The 20,753-nt window shown below is 62.2% G+C and carries 25 protein-coding genes and 1 other RNA gene; 15 read left to right on the forward strand and 11 right to left on the reverse strand.

The features are described from left to right. The first annotated feature begins 38 nt into the window (after positions 1–38). The 5 genes from CIT26_RS26980 to CIT26_RS37960 all read left to right on the forward strand — a co-directional run bounded on the left by CIT26_RS26980 (position 39) and on the right by CIT26_RS37960 (position 4,580). Positions 39–839 carry an inositol monophosphatase family protein gene (locus tag CIT26_RS26980; protein ID WP_095495391.1) on the forward strand — a complete coding sequence of 267 codons (801 nt, stop codon included), beginning with the start codon at positions 39–41 and terminating at the stop codon, positions 837–839. 103 nt (positions 840–942) lie between these two features. Next, positions 943–1,632 (forward strand): PAQR family membrane homeostasis protein TrhA, encoded by a 690-nt coding sequence (gene trhA, locus CIT26_RS26985; protein ID WP_095495392.1) that lies wholly within the window; start codon positions 943–945, stop codon positions 1,630–1,632. A gap of 109 nt (positions 1,633–1,741) precedes the next feature. After that, a complete protein-coding gene (locus CIT26_RS26990) occupies positions 1,742–2,767 on the forward strand; it encodes a MotA/TolQ/ExbB proton channel family protein (RefSeq protein ID WP_095495393.1) in 1,026 nt (341 codons plus the stop codon). A 1-nt stretch (position 2,768) separates the two neighbouring features. Next, positions 2,769–3,800: a peptidoglycan -binding protein gene (locus CIT26_RS26995; protein WP_095495394.1), complete on the forward strand. Its 1,032-nt coding sequence runs from the start codon at positions 2,769–2,771 to the stop codon at positions 3,798–3,800. Positions 3,801–4,310: 510 nt separating this feature from the next. Then, positions 4,311–4,580 (forward strand): hypothetical protein, encoded by a 270-nt coding sequence (locus CIT26_RS37960; RefSeq protein ID WP_245319571.1) that lies wholly within the window; start codon positions 4,311–4,313, stop codon positions 4,578–4,580. 14 nt (positions 4,581–4,594) lie between these two features. On the opposite strand, the gene CIT26_RS27005 is transcribed toward CIT26_RS37960, so the two are convergent. Continuing rightward, positions 4,595–4,948, reverse strand: a complete 354-nt coding sequence (locus CIT26_RS27005) for a DUF1304 domain-containing protein (protein WP_095495395.1) — start codon at positions 4,946–4,948, stop codon at positions 4,595–4,597. 179 nt (positions 4,949–5,127) lie between these two features. Between CIT26_RS27005 and CIT26_RS27010 the strand changes: the two genes are divergently transcribed. Together CIT26_RS27010 and CIT26_RS27015 are read left to right on the forward strand one after the other, a co-directional pair. Further along, positions 5,128–6,612, forward strand: a complete 1,485-nt coding sequence (locus tag CIT26_RS27010) for a carboxypeptidase M32 (RefSeq protein WP_095495396.1) — start codon at positions 5,128–5,130, stop codon at positions 6,610–6,612. Between the two features lie 207 nt (positions 6,613–6,819). After that, on the forward strand, positions 6,820–8,844 hold the full coding sequence (locus tag CIT26_RS27015) for a DUF3857 domain-containing protein (protein WP_167391544.1): 2,025 nt from the start codon (positions 6,820–6,822) through the stop codon (positions 8,842–8,844). 60 nt (positions 8,845–8,904) lie between these two features. On the opposite strand, the gene CIT26_RS27020 is transcribed toward CIT26_RS27015, so the two are convergent. Together CIT26_RS27020 and CIT26_RS36105 are read right to left on the reverse strand one after the other, a co-directional pair. Continuing rightward, complete coding sequence (locus tag CIT26_RS27020; RefSeq protein WP_095495398.1) at positions 8,905–10,707, reverse strand: ABC transporter transmembrane domain-containing protein; 1,803 nt, start codon at positions 10,705–10,707, stop codon at positions 8,905–8,907. Positions 10,708–10,740: 33 nt separating this feature from the next. Further along, complete coding sequence (locus CIT26_RS36105) at positions 10,741–10,929, reverse strand: hypothetical protein (RefSeq protein WP_143747925.1); 189 nt, start codon at positions 10,927–10,929, stop codon at positions 10,741–10,743. Here CIT26_RS36105 and rpmE point away from each other — a divergent pair. Beyond that, a complete protein-coding gene (gene rpmE, locus CIT26_RS27025; RefSeq protein ID WP_006327661.1) occupies positions 10,912–11,133 on the forward strand; it encodes a 50S ribosomal protein L31 in 222 nt (73 codons plus the stop codon). The two genes, CIT26_RS36105 and rpmE, sit on opposite strands and share 18 nt — an antisense overlap. 66 nt (positions 11,134–11,199) lie before the next feature. On the opposite strand, the gene CIT26_RS27030 is transcribed toward rpmE, so the two are convergent. Beyond that, on the reverse strand, positions 11,200–11,841 hold the full coding sequence (locus tag CIT26_RS27030) for a TetR/AcrR family transcriptional regulator (protein ID WP_095495399.1): 642 nt from the start codon (positions 11,839–11,841) through the stop codon (positions 11,200–11,202). 111 nt (positions 11,842–11,952) lie between these two features. On the opposite strand from CIT26_RS27030, the gene CIT26_RS27035 reads away from it, so the two are divergent. Continuing rightward, entirely contained in the window at positions 11,953–12,786 is an 834-nt protein-coding gene (locus CIT26_RS27035) for a Rossmann-fold NAD(P)-binding domain-containing protein (RefSeq protein ID WP_095495400.1), read from the forward strand. Position 12,787: 1 nt separating this feature from the next. Continuing rightward, the gene (locus tag CIT26_RS27040; protein ID WP_095495401.1) at positions 12,788–13,267 is read left to right on the forward strand and encodes an anthrone oxygenase family protein; all 480 of its coding nucleotides are present in this window, start codon (positions 12,788–12,790) and stop codon (positions 13,265–13,267) included. Between the two features lie 31 nt (positions 13,268–13,298). On the opposite strand, the gene CIT26_RS27045 is transcribed toward CIT26_RS27040, so the two are convergent. From CIT26_RS27045 to CIT26_RS27055, 3 genes are all read right to left on the reverse strand, one after another. After that, positions 13,299–13,613 (reverse strand): Rdx family protein, encoded by a 315-nt coding sequence (locus CIT26_RS27045; RefSeq protein ID WP_095495402.1) that lies wholly within the window; start codon positions 13,611–13,613, stop codon positions 13,299–13,301. 38 nt (positions 13,614–13,651) lie between these two features. Next, positions 13,652–14,401, reverse strand: a complete 750-nt coding sequence (locus CIT26_RS27050) for a YebC/PmpR family DNA-binding transcriptional regulator (protein ID WP_023800014.1) — start codon at positions 14,399–14,401, stop codon at positions 13,652–13,654. A gap of 219 nt (positions 14,402–14,620) precedes the next feature. Next, positions 14,621–14,944: an ArsR/SmtB family transcription factor gene (locus tag CIT26_RS27055; RefSeq protein WP_095495403.1), complete on the reverse strand. Its 324-nt coding sequence runs from the start codon at positions 14,942–14,944 to the stop codon at positions 14,621–14,623. A gap of 51 nt (positions 14,945–14,995) precedes the next feature. Between CIT26_RS27055 and CIT26_RS27060 the strand changes: the two genes are divergently transcribed. Genes CIT26_RS27060 through CIT26_RS27070 form a run of 3 tightly spaced genes read left to right on the forward strand, consistent with a single transcriptional unit; the run spans position 14,996 to position 16,353 of the window. Next, positions 14,996–15,478 carry an SRPBCC domain-containing protein gene (locus CIT26_RS27060; protein WP_095495404.1) on the forward strand — a complete coding sequence of 161 codons (483 nt, stop codon included), beginning with the start codon at positions 14,996–14,998 and terminating at the stop codon, positions 15,476–15,478. A gap of 16 nt (positions 15,479–15,494) precedes the next feature. Further along, positions 15,495–15,857 (forward strand): hypothetical protein, encoded by a 363-nt coding sequence (locus CIT26_RS27065; protein ID WP_095495405.1) that lies wholly within the window; start codon positions 15,495–15,497, stop codon positions 15,855–15,857. 28 nt (positions 15,858–15,885) lie between these two features. Beyond that, complete coding sequence (locus CIT26_RS27070) at positions 15,886–16,353, forward strand: SRPBCC family protein (RefSeq protein WP_095495406.1); 468 nt, start codon at positions 15,886–15,888, stop codon at positions 16,351–16,353. Between the two features lie 163 nt (positions 16,354–16,516). Here CIT26_RS27070 and CIT26_RS27075 read toward each other — a convergent pair whose 3' ends face one another. From CIT26_RS27075 to ssrS, 4 genes are all read right to left on the reverse strand, one after another. Further along, a complete protein-coding gene (locus tag CIT26_RS27075) occupies positions 16,517–17,284 on the reverse strand; it encodes a TerC family protein (RefSeq protein WP_095495407.1) in 768 nt (255 codons plus the stop codon). A 73-nt stretch (positions 17,285–17,357) separates the two neighbouring features. Further along, positions 17,358–18,182: a TIGR00282 family metallophosphoesterase gene (locus CIT26_RS27080; protein WP_095495408.1), complete on the reverse strand. Its 825-nt coding sequence runs from the start codon at positions 18,180–18,182 to the stop codon at positions 17,358–17,360. An 81-nt stretch (positions 18,183–18,263) separates the two neighbouring features. Beyond that, complete coding sequence (locus CIT26_RS27085; RefSeq protein WP_095495762.1) at positions 18,264–18,851, reverse strand: 5-formyltetrahydrofolate cyclo-ligase; 588 nt, start codon at positions 18,849–18,851, stop codon at positions 18,264–18,266. Between the two features lie 98 nt (positions 18,852–18,949). Beyond that, positions 18,950–19,105, reverse strand: a non-coding RNA gene (gene ssrS, locus CIT26_RS27090) — 6S RNA. A gap of 180 nt (positions 19,106–19,285) precedes the next feature. Here ssrS and CIT26_RS27095 point away from each other — a divergent pair. Then, positions 19,286–20,125, forward strand: coding sequence for an AAA family ATPase (locus CIT26_RS27095; protein WP_095495409.1), 840 nt, complete (start codon positions 19,286–19,288; stop codon positions 20,123–20,125). Positions 20,126–20,303: 178 nt separating this feature from the next. Further along, on the forward strand, positions 20,304–20,750 hold the full coding sequence (locus CIT26_RS27100; RefSeq protein ID WP_095495410.1) for a GNAT family N-acetyltransferase: 447 nt from the start codon (positions 20,304–20,306) through the stop codon (positions 20,748–20,750). Positions 20,751–20,753 lie beyond the last annotated feature (3 nt).

A 20,753-nucleotide genomic window follows, 5' to 3' on the forward strand; every position in this document is an offset into this window, starting at 1 on the left:
CCTCAAAGCAAATAGGCGCGGCAGCAGGAAGAAGTACAATGGCGCGTTCCGCGATCCTCAATGTAATGGTCCAGGCCGCCATGAAGGCCGGCCGCTCGCTGTCGCGCGATTTCGGCGAAGTACAGAACCTGCAGGTCTCGATGAAGGGGCCGGGCGACTATGTCAGCCAAGCCGATCGCAAGGCAGAAGAAATACTCTTCACCGAGCTATCGAAGGCGCGGCCGGGCTATGCCTTCCTGATGGAGGAGCGCGGCCTGATCGAAGGCGACGACGGCCAGCACCGCTGGATCGTTGACCCGCTCGACGGCACCACCAATTTCCTGCACGGCATTCCGCTCTTCGCCATCTCGATCGCGCTGGAGCGCCAGGGCCAGATCGTCGCCGGTGTCGTCTACAATCCGGCGATGGACGAACTCTACACCGCCGAGCGCGGCGGCGGCGCCTTCATGAACGACCGCCGGCTGCGGGTCGCCGGCCGCACCAAGCTGATCGATACGGTGATCGGCTGCGGCGTACCCCATCTCGGGCGCGGCCAGCACGGCAATTTCCTGGTCGAGCTGCGCAACGTGATGGCCGAAGTCTCGGGCGTGCGCCGCCTCGGCTCCGCCTCGCTCGATCTCGCCTACGTCGCTGCCGGCCGCATGGACGGGTTCTGGGAAACCGGCCTGTCTGCCTGGGACGTTGCCGCCGGCATCCTGCTGATCCGCGAGGCAGGCGGCTTCATCTCCGACTTCGCCGGTGGGCAGAACATGCTGGATGGCGGCTCGATCGTCGCTGGCAACGAGATCATCCAGCGTGCGCTGTTGAAGACCGTCAGGAAGCCGGTGGCGCCGCGCTAGGCTCTAGCGGACTTGGCGCGCTGAACCGCCGCAGTCGCAAAACCGCAACCAAAGCTTGAAATATTGTCCGGCATCCGCCCAGATAAGGGATGCAGGATCATTCATGACGCACATCGGCCCCGAATCCCGGATCGAAATCCCCTTCATGGGACGCTGGCACTATTCGCGCGCCGAAATGATCGCCGACGGCATCGTCCATGCGGTGGGCATCGTGCTCGCCATTGCCGCCGGCTCGGCGCTGCTGGCACTGGCCGCGTTCCATGCCGGTCCCGGCGAATACATCGCCGCCGCCTTCTATGTGGTTTCGCTGCTCACCGTGCTGTCGGTGTCGCTGGCCTACAATCTGTGGCCGGTGTCGCCTGCCAAGTGGATATTGCGGCGCTTCGACCATGCCGCGATCTATCTGCTGATCGCCGCGACCTATACGCCTTTCCTCGCCCAGCTCGACAGTTCGCCGCTGGCCGTCTCGATGATCGTCCTGGTCTGGGTCACGGCAGCGATCGGCATCGCCATAAAAGTGCTTCTTCCCGGCCGCTTCGACCGGCTGGCGGTTGTCTTCTATCTCGCCATCGGCTGGAGCGGCATCGTTCTTGTCGAGCCGCTCGTCCAGACACTGCCGACGAGATCGATCGCGCTGATCGTTGCCGGCGGCATCGTCTATTCCTGCGGCGTCATCTTCTTCGCCTGGAAGGGCCTGCGCTTCCACAATGCGCTGTGGCACGGCTTTGTCGTCACCGGCGCCGGCCTGCATCTGGCCGCCATGGTCGACTGCCTGGTCATCAACCGGCTCTGACGCCCATGGCGCTTGGCAATATTGCCATGCGCCATTCATTTGGTCACAATTGCGTTTAGAGTCGCCGTCAAACGTGAAGTGCGGCAACGGCATCGGAAACGGGGCACGGATGGCTTTTTTCAAATCCTTCGGCATGGGCAGGCGCTCCGACGTCCTGATGTACGATCCGCACAAATTGTCGAGCCCGCAGGTTTTTCTGCTGACCATGGTCATCTTCCTGATGATCGTCGCCTTCATCGCCGCCATCCTGACCCGTCAGATCTCGAGCGCCTTCGCCACCAATCCCGGTCTCAATGGCCTCATCATCGGCGTGCTGGTGGTCGGCATCCTGCTGGCCTTCGTGCAGGTCGGCCGGCTGTTTCGCGAAGTACGCTGGGTCAACTCCTTTCGGGCCGGCTCCGAAACCACCGAACCGGTGCTGCTGGCGCCGATGAAGGCGATGATCGGCCGCTCGTCGACGATCGCCTTCTCGACCAGTTCGATGCGCACCATGCTCGATTCGATCGCCACCCGCCTCGACGAAAGCCGCGATACCTCGCGCTACCTTGTCGGGCTGCTGGTGTTCCTTGGCCTGCTCGGCACCTTCTGGGGCCTGCTCAACACGATCGGCTCGATCCGCGAAACCATCGAGTCGCTCGATCCCGGCAGCGGCGATGCGGCAGCCGTGCTCGAATCACTGAAGGCGGGGCTTTCCGCGCCGCTGGCCGGCATGGGCACTGCCTTCTCCTCCTCGCTGTTCGGCCTGTCCGGCTCCCTGGTGCTCGGCTTCCTCGACCTGCAGGCTGGCCGCGCCCAGACACGCTTCTACACCGAGCTCGAAAACTGGCTGTCCTCGGTCACCGATCTGTCGTCCGATATCGTTGTCGCCGAACCGGCCAAGGCCGAATCCTCCGACGAGATCCGCGTCCTGTCGGAAAGACTGCGCAGCATGCAGGAGAACGGCGGCGGCGCCAATCCGCGTGTCGCCACCGCCATGGCCAACCTTGCCGACGGCATTTCGGGCCTGGTCAAGAACATGCGCTCGGAGCAGCAGATCATGCGCGACTGGGTCGAGGCCCAGTCGGACGAGCAGAAGGCGATGCGCAATACGCTGGAGAAGATCGCCGACGCCCTGAAGAAGACTGGAGTCCATTAGCATGGCTCTCGCCAGGAGCCGGCGTACCGATCGCCGTATCGATTACTGGCCAGGCTTCGTCGACGCGCTGTCGACGTTGCTGCTGGCGATCATGTTCCTGCTCACGGTCTTCGTGCTGGCGCAGTTCCTGCTCGGCCGCGAAATCTCCGGCAAGGACACGGTGCTCAACCGCCTCAATTCGCAGATCAACGAACTGACCCAGCTTCTGGCGCTGGAGCGCTCGACGACGCAGGACAAGGAAGATTCGCTCGCCAATTTGCAGGCGTCGCTGTCGGCGTCGGAGGCGGAAAAGAGTCGGCTCGAGCAATTGCTGGCGCAAGGCGCCGGTGCCGGCGACGCGGCCAACCAGCGCGCCACGGCGCTTTCGGGTGAACTCGACAACCAGCGCCAGATCAGCCAGCAGGCGCTGAGCCAGGTCGAAATCCTCAACCAGCAGATCGCGGCGCTGCGCAGGCAGATCGGAGCGCTCGAAGAAGCGCTCAACGTGTCCGAAACGCGCGACCGCGAGTCCAACACCAAGATCGCCGATCTCGGCCGCCGCCTGAACGTCGCGCTGGCGCAACGTGTGCAGGAACTGAACCGCTATCGATCCGACTTCTTCGGGCGCCTGCGCGAAATCCTCGCCGACCGCGAGAACATCCGCATCGTCGGCGACCGTTTCGTCTTCCAGTCGGAAGTGCTTTTCCCGACAGGCTCCGAAGTGATCAACGACGCCGGCAAGGTCGAGATGAAGAAGCTCGCCGGAGCCATCATCGACCTGCAGAAGGAGATCCCGCCGGAGATCAACTGGGTGCTGCGCGTCGACGGCCACACCGACGACAAGCCGCTATCGGGCACCGGCCGTTACCGCGACAATTGGGAACTGTCGACGGCGCGCTCGACCTCGGTGGTGAAGTTCCTGATCGAAAACGGCGTGCCGGCCAACCGGCTGGTTGCGGCCGGCTTCGGCGAATTCCAGCCGCTCGACCCCGCCGACACCGAGGACGCGCGCAACAAGAACCGCCGCATCGAGCTGAAACTGACCGAGCGCTGATCCGGGCTGGCCTCAAGGCGAAGGCCCGGATTTAGGGCGCCCGTGCGGGCCGGCAAGGCCTGAAAAGATTACCTTTTTTTAATTACACTTTGCCGAAAACCGCTCCTAGTTTGTGCCACGGGGCCGACAACCGCCGGCGGTGGAACCGTCCATCGCCACGCGACGGAACCGGACGGCCCAAGGCCGGAAGGCGGCGTCCTAACCGCCGCCTTCCCCCAGTAAAAGGAGACGCAACCATGCGCTCTTTCACTCCCAAAACCCTCAGGCCCAAAACCCTCAGGCCCAAAACCCTCAGGTCTGCAACGCTCGCTGCCCTTCTCGTCACCGTTCCGTTTGCTGGCGCCTACGCCGGCCCGCGTGAGACAGCTTTGATCAACCAGATACAGAGCGTGGATACTGGTAACGGTCCGCGACGCAGGCGAACCAGCTCGAGCCGGACGAGGCGCGCGACTTGCGCACGCAGATCACTCAACTCGATCGGGCAGCCAGAGGGCCGCGCGAGATGGAACGATGCCGACCACCCAATATCAGCAGTTGCTGGCGCAGCTCGATGATGTGAGCCAGAAGCTGCGGGCAGCCACCGGCAGCGCCTTCCTTATCGGCAGCGGCGGCGATGGCGGATTTATCCAAACGGCTACGGCCCAAGCTATCCAAAAGGCTGAAACCATCCATCAGAGCGCCGCAGTTGATCTTGCGCATGATCCTTTGATTTTTGCGCAAGATCCGTTCCGCACCGAAGGCCGGCGCAGCAGATCCGTTCAAGAACCTTCCGAAAATTGATTCCGATTTCGGGGTCATGCGCCCAGCCAAAGTACGATCAGAGCAGCTGCCGCCGGTACGGTCTGGATGTAGAGGATTTTCCTGCCGACCGTCGCCGCGCCGTAGAGGCCTGCGATGGCGACGCAGAGCAGGAAAAACACCTTGATCTGGAAACCGGTCTCGCCGAGGTAAAGCCCCCAGATCAGCCCGGCTGCGAGAAAGCCGTTGTAATGCCCCTGGTTGGCCGCAAGCACTTTCGATGCGCTGGCGAATTCCGGCGTCAGCTTGAACAGCTTGTGGCCGCGCGGCGTATTCCACAGCACCATCTGCAGATAGACGATGTAGAGGTGGATCAGCGCCACCAACCCGACCAGCACATTGGCGATCATGCTCCCGTCGCGGCACGCGCCGCCTCGCGATATTGATCACGCACGCCGCCGCTCCCGCAAGACGCATTGCGGCGTGCATCGTGCTAGCAACCAATGTGCCTATCGCCGACGGCCTTCAGGGTTGCCAATGCCCACGCATTGGTATCTTTTCCCGCCGTTCAGATTCAGCGGAACCCGCCATGTCCTTTCAAAAACTCGACGACCTCGGCCACAAGCTCGAAGCACTGGAGCATGCGCTCGCCATTCTCGGCGCCGACGAGGCGACCCACATGGCCGTCGGCGGCGGCGAAAAGCGCGCCGAGGCGATGTCGGCGCTGGCCGGCATGCATCACGCCAGAGCGACAGCGCCGGAGATCGCCGACTGGATCGCAGCCGCCGAACAGGAAACGCTGAACGAAGAACAGCGGGCAGCGGTCAAGGAGTTCCGGCGGCAATACACCAACCTGACCTGTCTGCCGGTCGAATTCGTCGAGCGTCAAACGACCGCGCGCATGCGCTCCGAGCAGTTGTGGCGCGACTTGCGTGCAAAGAACGACTGGGCAGGTTTTTTGCCGGCGCTCGAAGGCGTCGTGGCGCTGGTGCGCGAGGAAGCAGCACTTCGCGCCGACGTGCTCGGCCTCGATCCCTATGACGCGCTGATGGAGCAATACGATCCCGGCAACCGCGCCGCCGACATCACGCCGGTCTTCGCCGAGTTGAAGACCTTCCTAAGGGATTTTCTGCCGGAGGCACTGGCCGTGCAGGAAGAGCGGCTGGCGAAACATCCGCTGAAGCCGCTTTCGGGCAGCTATGCGATCGAAAAGCAGCGCGAGCTTGGCCTCGCCATGATGGCGGCGGTCGGCTTCGACCTCACCCACGGCTCGCTGTCGGTATCGCATCATCCGTTCTGCGGCGGCGTGCCGAGCGACGTGCGCATCACCACCCGCTACAGGACCTCCGATTTCCTGTCGGCGCTGATGGGCGTGCTGCACGAGACCGGCCATGCGCTTTACGAACAGAACCTGCCGAAGGCGTGGGCGCACTGGCCGCTCGGCAAGGCGCGCGGCATGGCCGTGCATGAAAGCCAGAGCCTGTTCGTCGAAAAGCAGATCGGCCGCAATCCCGAATTCTGGCGCTGGGCGCTGCCTGTGGTCGAACGGCACCTCGGCGAGATCTGGTCGATCGACGACATCCTGCCGCATGTGCATCGGGTCGAGCGCGGCCTGATCCGCGTCGACGCCGACGAGGTCACCTATCCGCTTCACGTCATCCTGCGCTTCGAGCTGGAGCAGGAGCTTGTCTCGGGGCGGCTGGAGGCCGCCGACCTGCCCGAGGCCTGGGACGCCAAGATGCGCGACTATCTCGGCCTGTCGACCATCGACAACCCGGCCGACGGGCCGATGCAGGACGTGCACTGGCCGGGTGCCGCCTTCGGCTATTTCCCCTCCTACACGCTGGGCGCCATGATGGCGGCGCAGCAATGGGCGGCGCTGACCAGAGATCATCCCTCCGCCGACGAAGACCTCGCCAAGGGAAATTTCGCGGCGATCAACGACTGGCGCCGTGACAGGATCTGGTCGCGAGGCTCGCGCTGGTCGACGCCCGAACTGCTCGAACGGGCGACAGGTGAAAAACTGAACGCCGCGTATTTCACGGAGCATCTGAAGAAGCGCTACGGCGGCTGAACACCGCCATCCCCAAGTCGCTTCCTGCTACCGCAGGCTGTAAAAATCTGCACGGCCAGACTTTACTTTGACTGGAAAGCCTCAGAGAAAGAGCTGTCTTCAACTCTGCGGGGGCAGATGTCGGCCTGTATCAGTTTTCGCGAGGTCAAGCCTTTACGGTGCCTCGTCGTATTTTTCATATTATTGATCGGTTTGAGTTCTCCCGCCATGTCCGACGACATGGTTCTCAGGGGCCTGGCGGAAAGCTGGGTAAAGCGGGTTGATATTCCGGCTGCCGACCCGGCGCGATCGGATCAAGTCAAAAATGGCATTTCATGGCTGCTCTCGGACGATCAGATCAATCACCGCGCCGTCGGCTATGTCGAATACTGGCGCACCGTCTACAAGATCGTCGACCGTCCCGGCCTCGAACAAGGCGCGGGGATCGACCTGCAGTTCGACCCGTCCCGGCATAAGGTCACGTTCAACCATCTTCACATCATCCGCGATGGTGCGGTGCTGGATCGGCTGGAAGACGTTAAATTCGACATTTTCCGCAAGGAAAGAGACGCCGAAAAAGGCGTCTTCGATGGCTGGCTGACAGCGCATGCCAATATCGATGACGTGCGCGTCGGCGACATCATCGACTATGGATCGACCTATGAGATAACCCCGCTCGTCGGGAAGGACCTTTTCTTCAAAAGTTTCGCATCCGAATGGGAAGAGCCGGTAGCGTTTATCAGGACCATCATCACCTGGCCGACCGCGCAGCCGCTGCACGTCAAGGCACGGGGAACCCAACTCAAGCCTTCGATCTCTTCATCGGGATCGGACAGTGTCTATTTGTGGGAAATTGCAAACCCGAAACCGATCAAGATTGAGGACAATCTGCCGGCAGAGTATCCGGCCTGGGGCTCTGTCGATGTGTCCTCCACTGCGAATTGGCAAAGTGTGGTCGATGCAGTTGCGGCCTATTATAAGCCCGTGACCACCTTTCCTGCCGACTTCGCCGCAAAGCTCGACGCTATAGCCATCAAGCATCCCGTGCCCGCGGACCGGATGGTCCAGGCGATGCGATTGGTGCAGGACCAGATACGCTATGTCAGCCTGTCGATCGGTGCCGGATCTCACATTCCACGCGACCCTGGGACTGTCCTGCGTAGCGGATTTGGTGATTGCAAGGACAAGGCATTGCTGCTTGCTTCGTCGCTCGTGCGACTTGGCATTTCTGCCGAAGTCGCCCTGGCGGATATCGACCAGGGGCAGGCCTTGGATCAGCATCTGCCGGCGCTTAGCAATTTCGATCATGCTATCGTGAAGGTAAAGATCGGAACCCAGACATATTGGGTGGACGCCACTAATGATCTTCAGGGAGGCAAGGCGCGCAATTTCGCGGAACCCGACTATGGTTTCGCACTGCCGCTTTCCAGCACTGGCGGATTGGAAAAGATGCCAAGTCCGGTGCTTACCAGTCCGTCGGTCCAGGTTGAGGAACAATTCGACTTTCCAAAGAAGTCGGGCGACCCGCTGACCCTGACGGTCTTCTCGATGTATGGAGACGCCAACGCCGACTGGATGCGTCAAAAACTGGCCAGCCAGTCCTTGACCGATCTCTCCAACACCTATTTGCAGTACTACAGCAAGCAGTATCCCGGTATCCGAAGCGTCGCCGGACTGGATATCGTCGATCGCCGCGACGGCAACGTCCTGAGTGTAAAAGAGAGTTACCAGTTGCCGGCAGATGCGCTAGCAGCCAACGACCTTGCCAAGCAATTTACCATCAAGGCCGATCTCGGAAGCAGTCTTCCGACTCCAACGATGGTCGGCAGGATCGGTCCCATTTCTCTCGGCACTCCATTTTACAGGCGCTACAGCATCGTCATACGCAATCTGAAAGCCAGGTTTTCCGGGGAGCAGATAAAGGACGTCGTTACGCCCTACGTTTCGCTCAAGGCATCCTGGAGCAACACCCCAACCGAATTTCGTGTTGGTTGGGACTTCCGGACATTGGAGACGGAGGTGCCGGCCAAGGCGATCGTCGATTATCTGAAATCCGTTGACGACATCGCAGACAACATCCAGTGGCAATATGATCTTACTTACGAAGACCCGCCGCCCGCGAAGGTGAAGGTCCGCGACCCGGCCATGGAACAACGACAAGTTATCGCCAGCACGTTTTTACTGTCCTTGCTCGTCGGAGTTCCACTCTTCATCGCTTATCGACGCAGCAAACGCTCAGTTTTCGGTAGCTGATAAATCCTTCAGCAGCCTATTGGGCTGGCTGGAGGGTGACCCCGTCAGGGCTGCCCGATGCTACTCCGCAGCACCCCTGAAAGCATTCGCGCCGGTTTCGAACTGCAGCTTGGCCAGCCGGGAATAGATGCCGCCCTTGGCGACAAGGCTCTGGTGGGTGCCTTCCTCGACGATGCTCCCGCCATCCATGACCAGGATCCGGTCGGCCTTCAGCACCGTCGCCAGCCGGTGGGCGATGACGATGGTGGTGCGGCCCTGCATCAGCCGTTCCAGCGCCGTCTGCACCAGCGTTTCGCTTTCGGCGTCGAGCGCCGAGGTCGCCTCGTCGAGCAGAAGGATCGGCGCATCACGCAGAATCGCGCGGGCAATCGCCACGCGCTGGCGCTGGCCGCCGGACAGCGTCACGCCGCGCTCGCCGACCTGGCTGGCATAGCCTTTTTCGAGCTTCAGGATGAACTCGTCGGCAAGCGCATCCTTGGCCGCCGCCTCGATCTCGGCGTCGCTGGCGTCCGGACGGCCGAAGCCGATATTGTCGCGCGCGCTGGCCGCGAAGATGGTGACATCCTGCGGCACGATGGCGATGCGCTCCCGGATCGCGGCAGGGTCGGCCTCGCGCACATTGACGCCGTCGATCATGATCTTGCCGGTGTCGGGGTCGTAGAAGCGCAGAAGCAGCGAAAAGACGGTGCTCTTGCCGGCACCCGACGGGCCGACGATCGCCACCGTCTCGCCGGGCTTGACCTGGAAACTCAGACCGTGGACGGCGGCGCGGTCGGGCCCAGCGGGATAGGAGAAGGACACGTCGTCGAAACTTATTGCGCCTCTGGCCGTCGCCGGCAGCGGTTTCGGATGCGCTGGGGCCTGGATCGCGGGCTTCTCGGCCAGGATCTCGGTCAGCCGTTCGGCAGCACCCGCCGCCTGGGAAAGCTCGCCCCACACTTCCGACAGCGCGCCGAGTGCGCCGGCGGCGAACACCGAATAGAGCAGGAACTGGCCGAGCGTGCCAGGCGACAGCGTGCCGTCGAGCACGTCGCGCGAGCCGAACCACAGCACCGCCACCACCGAGGAAAAGATCATGAAGATGGCGAAGAAGGTGAGGAAGGAGCGGGCAAAGATCGAAGATCGCGCCGCTTCGAACGCGGCTTCCACGGCAGATGAAAAATGCCCGGTGACGAGCTTCTCGTTGGTGAAGGCCTGCAGCGTGCGCACCGCGCCGATCTGCTCGCTGGCATAGGCCGTGGCGTCGGCCAGCGTGTCCTGCGCCAGCCGCGATTTGCGCCGCACCGAGCGGCCGAAGGCGACCAGCGGCAGCACGATCACCGGGATGGCGGCGATGACAAGACCCGACAGCTTCGGGCTGGTGAAGACCATCATCGCCACGGCGCCGAGACCCAGGATGACGTTGCGCAGCGCCACCGATGCGGTGGCGCCGACCGCCGACTTGACCTGCGTCGTGTCGGCGGCGAGCCGCGAGACGATCTCGCCCGACTGGGCGGTATCGAAGAAGGACGGCGACAGCGTCGTGACATGGCGGAACACATCGCTGCGGATGTCGGCGACGACGCGCTCGCCCAGCGTGATGACGAAATAGTAGCGGCTGGCTGACGCCGCAGCGAGCAAGGCAGCCATCACCACCAGCATGGCGAAGTACTCGGCGATGAAACTGGAATTGGAGGCGGAAAAGCCGTGATCTATCATCCGCCGTACGGCGAGCGGCAGCGCCAGCGTCGTCGCCGCAGCAATGGTCAGCGAGACGACCGCGCCAATGACCATTTTCCGGTAGCGGGTGATGTAGGGGAACAGGCGCCGCAGCGGCCTGAGCGAGCGCCTACGCTCGTCTGCATCGCCGCTGGTGTGCGCCATGACCGTTTCCTCTGGCTCTTCTGGGCATGCGCCTCAATATGCGCTTACCGCGGCCTTGTGATTCAATTCCGGCTGATGTATAGGCTCGCCGACCGTTTTTAAAAGCCGTGGCTCCTCAATAGCTGCGGCTTCGAGTTTTAAAAAGGGGCGCATCGACGCAGGCTTTATGCCCGTCAGCAGCGCCAGCGAACCAGGAATAGCACAATGAAGACCGACATCCATCCCGACTACCACACCATCAAGGTCGTCATGACCGACGGCACCGAATACATGACCCGTTCGACCTGGGGCAAGGAAGGCGATACGATGAACCTCGACATCGATCCGACCACCCATCCGGCCTGGACCGGCGGCCAGCAGACCCTGCTCGACCGCGGCGGCCGCCTGTCGAAGTTCAAGAAGCGTTTCGAAGGTTTCGGCCTCTAAGCCGCAGGCCTTTTTCGGATCAAAGAAACCCGCCCTCGTGGCGGGTTTTTTGTTGGCAAATGCGGCCTATTCGCCGACCAGTTCGCGCAGCGCCATCCGCTTATAGGCGGCGACCAGGTCGTCACCTTCCTTTCGACCGACCGAGATCGCCAGCCGCATGGTGGCCTCGCCCATCTGCCAGACGAGAAGCGCCGTCGTTTCCAGCGCCGCCGGATCGGCGGTGGGCCGCAGCCGCTTCAGCACGGCGGTGAGGAATTCGGCGTTGGCCCGGCTGTCGGCGAGCTCGAGTTCGCGCAGCGCCTTGTCGGCCTGCGTGCCCGACCAGATGTCGCGCATCACCGGCTCCGCCAGGAACCGCCCGTAATAGATATCCACCAGCTCGGAAAACGCCCGCCGCAGCCCTTCGGCGTCGCTGACCTGTGCAAGGGATGCCGCGATGCAGGCCTGGCTTTCGGCGGTGTAACGCTCGGCCAGCGCCCAGATGATTGCCCGCTTGTCCGGGAAGAACTGGTAGAGCGAACCGATCGACACGCCGGCCCGTTCCGCCACCTCGCCCATGCGCATGGCGTCGCTGCCATGCTCGGCGATCAGCGCGGAAGCGGCGGCCAGCATCCGCTCGACCCGCTCGCGGCTGCGTTGCTGGCTTGGCGCGCGCCGCGGCGATGCGATCTGGCCATCCTGTGAACCCGATATGGCCGTGCCTTCCATCACTGTCTCCCGACGAACAACCAACAAATTGGCTTGACTCACAAAATACGAGGGTTTATCACGTTTTGCAAATATGAGGATTACTCATGTTTGTGAGCAAAGGAAATCACCATGATCGACACAGCAAGAAAACCGACTTTGATCCTCGGCGGCACCGGCAAAACCGGCCGTCGTCTCGCGGACAGGCTGACGGCGCAGGGCCTGCCGGTACGGATCGGCTCGCGCTCGGGCACGCCGCCCTTCGACTGGGAAAACGACGCGACCTGGGCCCCCGCGCTTGACGGTGTCGGCGCCGTCTACATCAGCTACTATCCTGATCTTGCGGTGCCCGGTGCGGCCGAAGCGGTCGGCGCCTTCGCCAACCATGCCGTGGCAAGCGGTGTCCGCCGGCTGGTGCTGCTGTCGGGGCGCAGCGAAACGGAAGCGCAACGCGCCGAAGAGATGCTCAAAGCCTCAGGCGCCGACTGGACGATCCTGCGCTGCGCCTGGTTTTCCCAGAATTTCAGCGAGAGTTTTTTGCTCGATCCGCTGCTCGCTGGCGAGGTGGCTTTGCCGGTCGGCACTGTCGGAGAACCGTTCGTCGATGCCGACGATATCGCCGACGCCGCCGTGATGGTGCTTACCCGGCAAGGCCATGTCGGCCAGCTTTACGAGCTGACGGGACCACGGCTGCTGAGCTTCGCTGACGCGGTCGCCGAGATCGGCAAGGCGAGCGGCCGCGACATCCGGTTCAAACGGATTTCGCATGCCGAGTTCACCGCAGCTGTAGCCGGGTACGAGTTGCCGGCCGAGTTTGCCTGGCTGCTCAACGAGTTGTTCACCGAAGTGCTCGACGGCCGCAACGAGGCGCTGACCGACGGCGTCCAGCGCGTGCTCGGCCGCGCGCCGAAAGATTTTTCCACCTACGCAACCGAAACCGCTGCTATGGGCATCTGGAGTGACTGACATGATCATGAAACTGCTTCCCATCCTCACCTTCGTCGCCGCGCTCGGCTCGGGCGTCGTCGCTGGTGTCTTCTTCGCCTTTTCCAGCTTCGTCATGCCGGGCCTCGCCCGCATGCCTGCCGCGGGCGGCATCGCCGCCATGAATTCGATTAACGTCACTGCGGTGACGCCGATGTTCATGACCGCGCTTTTCGGCACCGGACTGGTCTGCCTCGTCCTCGTCGTCGGCGCCATTCTCGGCTGGAACCAGCCGGGTTCGTTGTGGCTTCTCGCCGGCGCCCTGATCTATCTCGTCGGCAACCTGATCGTGACGATGATTTTCAACGTGCCGCTCAACAACGCGCTGGCCGCCGTCGATCCGGCAAGCGCCAACGGCGCCGCCGTGTGGGCCACCTATCTCAGGGACTGGCTGATGTGGAACCACGTCCGCACCATAACCGCCATCGCCGCGCTGGGCTGCTTCATTTTCGCGTGGCGATGAATGCAGGGGCAGAAATATAAGAGACCTTGCGTCAGGCAGGGTCTTTTGACTTGTGGCCCTTGCGGTCGGCATGGCCGAGATCGCGATCCGGATCGATCACGTCGCGAACCAGTTGCTTGAGCTTTGCGGCATCGGGAAAGCCGCCGTCGCGCTTGCGGTCCCAGATCAGCGTGTCGTTGCAGGAAATGGTGAAAATGCCGCCGGTGCCCGGCACCAGCGTGACCTCGCCCAGATCCGTTGCGAAGGTCGACAGCAGCTCCTGCGCCATCCAGCCGGCCCGCAAGAGCCACTGGCACTGCGTGCAATAAGTGATGCGGATCTGGGGCAGCAGCGCTTGTTCAGTCATGTCTGGCTGAGCTCCGCTCGTACCGGGCTGAGCTCCGCTCATGCCGCGCTGAGCTTCGCCATGGTCTCGTCGTCGACCTCGAAATTGGCGTAGACGCTCTGCACGTCGTCATCGTCCTCGAGCGTGGCGACCAGCTTCATCAGCGACTGTGCCCGCTCCTCGTCGACCGCAATGTTGGTCTGCGGTTTCCAGATCGGCTTCACCGATTCAGCCTCGCCGAGCGCGCCTTCCAGCGCTTTCGACACTTCGCCGAGGTTCTCGAAGGCGCAATAGATCGTATGGCCTTCTTCGTCCGACTGGACGTCGTCGGCCCCGGCCTCGATCGCCGCGTCCATGACCTTCTCGGCGCTGCCGACCGATGCCGGATAGAAGATCTCGCCGACACGGTCCCACATGAACGACACCGAGCCGGTTTCACCCATTGCCCCACCGGCCTTGGTGAAGGCGGCGCGCACATTCGACGCCGAGCGGTTACGGTTGTCGGTCAGCGCCTCGACGATGAGCGCAACGCCACCCGGCCCGTAGCCTTCGTAGCGCACGGCTTCGTAAGTCTCGGCGTCGCCCATCGATGCCTTGTTGATGGCGCGCTGGATATTGTCCTTCGGCATCGACACCGCCTTGGCGTTCTGCACGGCCAAGCGCAGGCGCGGGTTCATCGACGGGTCCGGCGTGCCGCTCTTGGCGGCGACGGTGATTTCGCGCGCCAGCTTGGAAAACATTTTCGACCGCACCGCGTCCTGGCGGCCCTTGCGGTGCATGATGTTCTTGAACTGTGAATGGCCAGCCATGGCACCCCTGTCGTCTTCTTGGCAGAGCATCCTGCAGCGAGACCTCGCCTTTTGCCAAAATGCTCGAATTCAAAATTTCAGAACGTCCCTGATGCGTCCGGATGGACGTACGGCGCTCTATGTCGGAATGGCCGGCTTATAGATAAATCGGCTCAATTCGTCCAGCCGCGCCGTAACGGTGGTGCGCAACGCGCCCGCCAGCTGCATTTCTGCGGCCATTCACCCCTCCAGATCGGATTTCAGCCGGTCGAGAATGCTGATCGCGTGCGTGGCGTACTGGCTGATCCAGCGGTCGTGGATCTGCTTGATCGGCAGCGCATTGAGATGGTTCCAGCGTTCGCGCCCCTCGCGCCGTGCCACGACCAGATCGGCGTCTTCCAGCACTTTCAGATGCAGCATGACGGTGCAGCGGTCCATGTCAGGAAAGGCATCGCACAGCATGCCGGTGGTCCGCGGCGCGTCCTTCAGCTCGTCCAGCAGCGCGCGCCGGCGCGGGTGCGCCAGCGCCTTGAAAACATTGTCGTCCTGCGCTTTGCTTGACATGTTATGTTTTTATAACATAATATTGATCTGATCAAGGAAGGAGCTGTGGATATGTCTCTTGGATTCAGAGTTTCGGGCCGCATCGGCAAACCGGTCGCCGAAGTCTTCGACGCGGTCGTCAATCCGACCAAGCTCAGCGGCTATTTCACCACGATCGGCGGCGCCAGCGCCCCGCTGGTGGCGGGCAGCGGCGTCGTCTGGTGGGGCAAGGTCCCAGTCGAGGTAGACGAGGTGAAGAAAGACAGCCACATCGTGCTGCGCTGGGACGCCACCGACGCCGACGGCAAGCCCGCCTACAAGACCCGCATCGAGATGAATTTCGAGCCGCTGGACGACGGCGGCACCTTCGTCACCATCGCCGAGACCGGCTGGCACGAGGACGCGGTCGGCCTGAAGAAGTCGTATCTGAATTGCGAGGGCTGGTCGCAGATGCTGGCCTGCATGAAAGCCTATGTCGAATACGGCATCAATTTGCGCGACGGCTATTACCGCAGCGAGATGAAGGGCGAGCCCGCCAGCGAAGACAACATCTGAGAAGACGGAGGAAAGAATGTCCGCGAAGATCACCGGCGGTATCAACATCGCCATGAAGGTGCCGCCGCACCAATATCAGGAGACGATCGCCTTCTACCGGGATGTCGTCGGTCTGAAACCATTCACGGCCAAAGTTCCCGCTATCGGTTTCGAACTCGGCCCCAATCGCCTGTGGATCGACGAAGCGCCGATGCTGAGCCAGGCCGAGGTCTGGCTGGAGCTGTTCACCGACGATTTTCCGACCGCCGCCGATCATCTCGCCAAGGCCGGTATCGTGCGCTGCGACGCCATTGAGGCGCTGGGCGAGGGTTTTCGTGGCGGTTGGATCACCAATCCGGCCAACATCGTTCACATGGTGCGCGAACCCGACGCCTGGTGACAGAAGCCTGTTTGGATAGGAGGACGATATGGAAATCCGTGAGACACCGACCGCCGAAGCCGGCATGCTGATCCGGCGGCCGGTCGCAGACGTGTTCGAAGCCATCGTCGATCCGGCGATCACGACGAAATTCTGGTTCACTCATGGCAGCGGCAGGTTGGACAGCGGCAAGGAGGTTCGCTGGGAATGGCGCATGTACGGCGTCTCGACGCCGGTCACGGTCAGCGAATTCGTCAGGAACGAAAAGATCGTCATGCAATGGAGCGATCCGCCGACCACGGTGGTCTGGACCTTTACCGAAATGCCTGAAGGCGCGACCTTTGTCGAGGTTCGCAATTTCGGCTTTGCCGGCAGCCCCGATGAGCAGGTCAAGCAGGCGATCGGCTCGACCGATGGCTTTGCGCTGGTGCTCGCCGGCACCAAGGCGTGGCTGGAGCAAGGCCTGACGCTTGGCCTGATCGGCGACCGTCACCCGGAAGGTGTGCCTACCGACTAAGGTCGCCGGGTGCCAAAAGCCATTCTGCAGCGATCCTTCCCACCCCCCTCTGTCCTGCCGGACAGAGGGGGGTGCTGTCCCTCCGACGTCTCAAAGGTTCTGCATGGCCGCGACAATTGAGGCAGAGCTCAGGCCTTCGCGCCGTCGCTTCGCTCCGCCAACCTTAGTGGCCCGCGCCGGCCTTTGCCTTTCTCCGACGTCGCGACAGCATGTTGAGGCCCTCGACCAGCGCAGAGAACCCCATGGCGGCGTAGATGTAGCCCTTCGGCACATGGAAGCCCATGCCGTCGGCGATCAGCGTCATGCCGATCATCAACAGGAAGCTCAGCGCCAGCATAACGATGCTCGGGTTCTTGGCGATGAAATCGGCGAGCGGCCCGGCCGCCAGCATCATCACGCTGACCGCCACGATCACGGCGATGTACATGATGGCGATCTCGTCGGTCATGCCGACCGCGGTGATGATCGAATCGATCGAGAAGACGAGGTCGAGCAGCAGGATCTGGAAGATGGCGCCGGCCAGCGACAGCTGCAGCGTCTGGCCTATCATCGTGTCCTGGTGATCCTCGAGATCGACTGTGTGGTGGATCTCCTTGGTCGCCTTCCAGACGAGGAACAGCCCGCCGGCGATCAGGATCAGATCGCGCCAGGAAAAACCATGGCCGAAAGCGGTGAACACCGGCGTCGTCAACTGGACGATGATCGAGATGGTGGCAAGCAGGACCAGCCGCATGATCAGCGCGGCAGAAATGCCGAGCCGCCGGGCGCGGGCCCTTTGAGCCTCCGGTAATTTGTTGGTCAGGATCGAGATGAAGATCAGATTGTCGATGCCGAGCACGACCTCCAGCACGATCAGCGTCAGCAACGCTACCCATGCGGTCGGATCGGAGACAAAGGCGAAATGTGGCGCCAGGAATTCGATGAGCTGCATGGAGGTCGTCCCCTCTTTACGATCTGAAGCAGGCGTAGCCGGCAGTTAGGCACAACAATCGCTTACATCAATGTCATGACCAGAACGATGGCGCCGTTTCCTCCAGCCGCGGCCCGCGGCGAAACGGCGCAATCCGCTCGGTCAGGCCACTGCGATCCGAAATGTCGACGCCGACGCCGCACAATGTCGCCGGGCCGGTCGCCGCCTCGAAGCGCCCTTTCGGCACCTTTGACAGAAACCGGTTGAGCGGTTCCTCCTTGTCCATGCCGAGCGAGGAATCATAGTCGCCGCACATGCCGGCGTCGGAGATATAGCCGGTGCCGCCATTGAGGATATGGTGGTCGCCGGTCGGCTGGTGCGTATGAGTGCCGACGACCAGGCTGGCGCGGCCGTCGACGAAATGCGCGAAGCACATTTTTTCCGAGGTCGCCTCGGCGTGGAAATCAATGACCACCGCATCGGCCTGCTCGCCGAGCGGGCAGGCGGCGAGCTCGCGCTCACCGGCCTGGAACGGATCGTCGAGTTCAGGATGCATGAACACCCGGCCCATGATGTTGGCGACCAGAACGCGCGCGCCATTCCTGGCAATGTAGACGCCGGAGCCTCGCCCCGGCGTGCCCTTGGGGAAATTGGACGGGCGCAGGAACCGCTCTTCGCGCGGTGCGAAAGCCAGCGCATCGCGCTGGTCCCAGACATGGTTGCCGGTGGTGACGACATCGGCCCCCGCCGAGATCGTCTCGCGAAAGATCTCCTCGGTGATGCCGAAGCCGCCGGCGGCGTTCTCACCATTGACGATGACGAAGTCGAGTTTGAAATCCGAGATCAGGCCGGGCAGTTGTTCCCACACCGCTGTGCGTCCCGTCTTGCCGACCATATCGCCGAGGAAGAGAAGTCTCATATAAGGATGATCCCGAACCAAAGGTCAGCGAAGAAAAAAGCTGCATGACTTTCGGAAAAGACCATGCGTCCAGGAACTTATCTACAATTTCGGCGCGAACTGGCGCAACCCGTTCTCGGTGAGTATTTCCGGGATGATCATGTCATGCGGCTCGTCCGGCACCAGCGCCACCTCCTGGCAGTCGAAAGCAATGCCGATCAGCCGGGGCGACTGTCCCTTGTCGACCAGCCGCGCGATCGCGCGGTCGTAATAACCGGCGCCGTAGCCGATGCGGTGGCCGCGCGCGTCGAAAGCCGCGAGCGGCACCAGCATCACTTGGGGATCAAGCACCTGCGCCTCCTCATGCGGCCCGACGGTGCCGAACCCCATATCGATCATCGGGGCGCCACGCACCAGTTCGCGAAAGACGATGGTGGTCTTGTCGAGAATGGCAGGCAGGCAAAGCCGTGCCCCGTTTTCGCGCAAGGCAAACATCAGCGGCCGGACGTCGACTTCTGAGCGCATCGGCCAGAAGCCGGAGACGATCTGGCCCGGCTCTATCGCAATGCTATCCCGCGCCGTCTCGGCCATTTCGAGCGCCGCTTCCACCCGCCAGAACGGATCGAGCGCGGCGCGGCGCCCGAGTGCTTCCTTGCGGAGATGTTTCTTCAGGTCTTTTGGAGAGGTCATGGAGCCAAGGTAGAAAAGGTCGGATCTGGTTGAAGCTTTGGGAGCGACGTTTTCTACCGCATGATCCATCGAATTGTGAGTGGATCTTTTGCGTCGAGTGACGATCCACGCAACCGGTGGAGAGAGCGATCCCGGGAACCTACAAAGTAGGTGGGCGCCGTATGAGAAAACCCACGGGTCTTCCCAGGGACAGCTCCCTAGGGATCATTAAGGCCCCGGGGAAAATGTTCTCCTGCCGGGAAGCGCAGACCGTCGCACCCAATATAGGCCGACGATCGACCAAGCGCCAGAGAGACGGCATGCTTCGCGGCTTAATTCGTCACAAGGTTCTGCCTTGGAGTTGCGCGGCACGAGGTTTCACCGCGCCCTCGCCGCTGCGCCTTGCGCTGGCCAAGCTGCCTCCTTACGGTTGCCATAACAACCGAGGAGCAAGAATGCGTTTCGAAGGCACGGCGGCCTATGTCGCCGACAAGGATCTGATGGTGGCGGTCAATGCGGCGATCGCGCTGGAGCGGCCATTGCTGGTTAAGGGCGAGCCCGGCACCGGCAAGACCGAACTGGCGAGGCAAGTGTCGGCCGCGCTCGGCCTCGAGCTGATCGAATGGCACGTCAAATCGACGACAAGGGCGCAGCAGGGCCTCTACGAGTATGACGCCGTCTCGCGGCTGCGCGACAGCCAGCTCGGCGACGAGCGCTTCAACGACATCAGGAACTACATCAAACGCGGCAAGCTGTGGGACGCCTTCGCCGTCGGCAAGAAGGTCGTGCTTCTGATCGACGAGATCGACAAGGCCGATATCGAATTCCCCAACGATCTGTTGCAGGAACTCGATAGGATGGAGTTCTTCGTCTACGAGACCGGCGAAACGGTCCGCGCCGCTGTGCGCCCGATCGTCATCATCACCTCCAACAACGAGAAGGAACTGCCGGACGCTTTCCTGCGCCGCTGCTTCTTCCACTATATCCGCTTTCCCGATGTCGAGACGCTGCACAGGATTGTCGATGTGCACTATCCCGGCATCAAGCAGAACCTGGTGCGCGCCGCACTCACCCAGTTCTACGAGATCCGCGAAGTGACGGGTCTGAAGAAGAAGCCGTCGACCTCCGAGGCACTCGATTGGATCAGGCTGTTGGTCACCGACGACATCGCGCCCGAGGATTTGCGCGCCGACCCGAAGAACGCGCTCCCCAAGCTGCACGGCGCGCTTTTGAAGAACGAACAGGACGTCCATCTGTTCGAGCGACTGGCCTTCATGGCGAGAAGGCAGGGGTGAGGAGCGGTCGGCCAAAGGCCGACAAAAAGCCAACGATTTGGCTTTTCGAGCGACAACGCTCGGAGCCATAGCGGAGGGCCGGGCATGCGGCGGACTGACAGCGCTTTCCCGTTGCTGGACCGTTGCCGCCAGCCCTGCACCGGGGCAGCTTGGGCCCGAAGCTTCGGAAGGAAACGAAATGACCGAGATTATTGTCCGCCCACTTGCGCAATCCGACCACGCCGACTGGCAGCGCCTGTGGACCGCTTACCTCATCTTCTACGAAACCAAGCTGCCGGAAGACGTCTACACCGTCACCTGGAAGCGGCTGTTCACGGCGGGTGAGTTCGAACCAAAGGGGTTCATCGCCACGCTCGGCGGTAAGGCGGTCGGCCTGACGCACTATCTCTACCATCGCTCCTGCTGGTCCGAAAAAAACAACTGCTATCTGCAGGACCTGTTCGCCGACCCGGATGTGCGCGGCAAAGGCGTCGGTGCCGCCCTGATCGAGGCGGTCAAGCAGGAAGCCGGCAAGATCGGCGTCAAGAACGTCTACTGGATGACGCACGAGACCAACACCACCGCGCGCAAGCTCTACGACCATGTGGCGCGCCGCACCGGCTTCATCGAGTATGATTTGATGTGATGA

This window comes from Mesorhizobium temperatum, assembly GCF_002284575.1.
Taxonomy (GTDB): Bacteria; Pseudomonadota; Alphaproteobacteria; order Rhizobiales; family Rhizobiaceae; genus Mesorhizobium; species Mesorhizobium temperatum.

Bases quoted from the DNA above. Each gene is read 5' to 3' on its own strand.
- CIT26_RS26980 (WP_095495391.1), top strand. From the start codon at position 39: ATGGCGCGTTCCGCGATCCTCAATGTAATGGTCCAGGCCGCCATGAAG.
- trhA (WP_095495392.1), top strand. From the start codon at position 943: ATGACGCACATCGGCCCCGAATCCCGGATCGAAATCCCCTTCATGGGA.
- CIT26_RS26990 (WP_095495393.1), top strand. From the start codon at position 1,742: ATGGCTTTTTTCAAATCCTTCGGCATGGGCAGGCGCTCCGACGTCCTG.
- CIT26_RS26995 (WP_095495394.1), top strand. From the start codon at position 2,769: ATGGCTCTCGCCAGGAGCCGGCGTACCGATCGCCGTATCGATTACTGG.
- CIT26_RS37960 (WP_245319571.1), top strand. From the start codon at position 4,311: ATGCCGACCACCCAATATCAGCAGTTGCTGGCGCAGCTCGATGATGTG.
- CIT26_RS27005 (WP_095495395.1), bottom strand. From the start codon at position 4,948: ATGATCGCCAATGTGCTGGTCGGGTTGGTGGCGCTGATCCACCTCTAC.
- CIT26_RS27010 (WP_095495396.1), top strand. From the start codon at position 5,128: ATGTCCTTTCAAAAACTCGACGACCTCGGCCACAAGCTCGAAGCACTG.
- CIT26_RS27015 (WP_167391544.1), top strand. From the start codon at position 6,820: ATGTCCGACGACATGGTTCTCAGGGGCCTGGCGGAAAGCTGGGTAAAG.
- CIT26_RS27020 (WP_095495398.1), bottom strand. From the start codon at position 10,707: ATGGCGCACACCAGCGGCGATGCAGACGAGCGTAGGCGCTCGCTCAGG.
- rpmE (WP_006327661.1), top strand. From the start codon at position 10,912: ATGAAGACCGACATCCATCCCGACTACCACACCATCAAGGTCGTCATG.
- CIT26_RS36105 (WP_143747925.1), bottom strand. From the start codon at position 10,929: ATGGATGTCGGTCTTCATTGTGCTATTCCTGGTTCGCTGGCGCTGCTG.
- CIT26_RS27030 (WP_095495399.1), bottom strand. From the start codon at position 11,841: ATGGAAGGCACGGCCATATCGGGTTCACAGGATGGCCAGATCGCATCG.
- CIT26_RS27035 (WP_095495400.1), top strand. From the start codon at position 11,953: ATGATCGACACAGCAAGAAAACCGACTTTGATCCTCGGCGGCACCGGC.
- CIT26_RS27040 (WP_095495401.1), top strand. From the start codon at position 12,788: ATGATCATGAAACTGCTTCCCATCCTCACCTTCGTCGCCGCGCTCGGC.
- CIT26_RS27045 (WP_095495402.1), bottom strand. From the start codon at position 13,613: ATGACTGAACAAGCGCTGCTGCCCCAGATCCGCATCACTTATTGCACG.
- CIT26_RS27050 (WP_023800014.1), bottom strand. From the start codon at position 14,401: ATGGCTGGCCATTCACAGTTCAAGAACATCATGCACCGCAAGGGCCGC.
- CIT26_RS27055 (WP_095495403.1), bottom strand. From the start codon at position 14,944: ATGTCAAGCAAAGCGCAGGACGACAATGTTTTCAAGGCGCTGGCGCAC.
- CIT26_RS27060 (WP_095495404.1), top strand. From the start codon at position 14,996: ATGTCTCTTGGATTCAGAGTTTCGGGCCGCATCGGCAAACCGGTCGCC.
- CIT26_RS27065 (WP_095495405.1), top strand. From the start codon at position 15,495: ATGTCCGCGAAGATCACCGGCGGTATCAACATCGCCATGAAGGTGCCG.
- CIT26_RS27070 (WP_095495406.1), top strand. From the start codon at position 15,886: ATGGAAATCCGTGAGACACCGACCGCCGAAGCCGGCATGCTGATCCGG.
- CIT26_RS27075 (WP_095495407.1), bottom strand. From the start codon at position 17,284: ATGCAGCTCATCGAATTCCTGGCGCCACATTTCGCCTTTGTCTCCGAT.
- CIT26_RS27080 (WP_095495408.1), bottom strand. From the start codon at position 18,182: ATGAGACTTCTCTTCCTCGGCGATATGGTCGGCAAGACGGGACGCACA.
- CIT26_RS27085 (WP_095495762.1), bottom strand. From the start codon at position 18,851: ATGACCTCTCCAAAAGACCTGAAGAAACATCTCCGCAAGGAAGCACTC.
- CIT26_RS27095 (WP_095495409.1), top strand. From the start codon at position 19,286: ATGCGTTTCGAAGGCACGGCGGCCTATGTCGCCGACAAGGATCTGATG.
- CIT26_RS27100 (WP_095495410.1), top strand. From the start codon at position 20,304: ATGACCGAGATTATTGTCCGCCCACTTGCGCAATCCGACCACGCCGAC.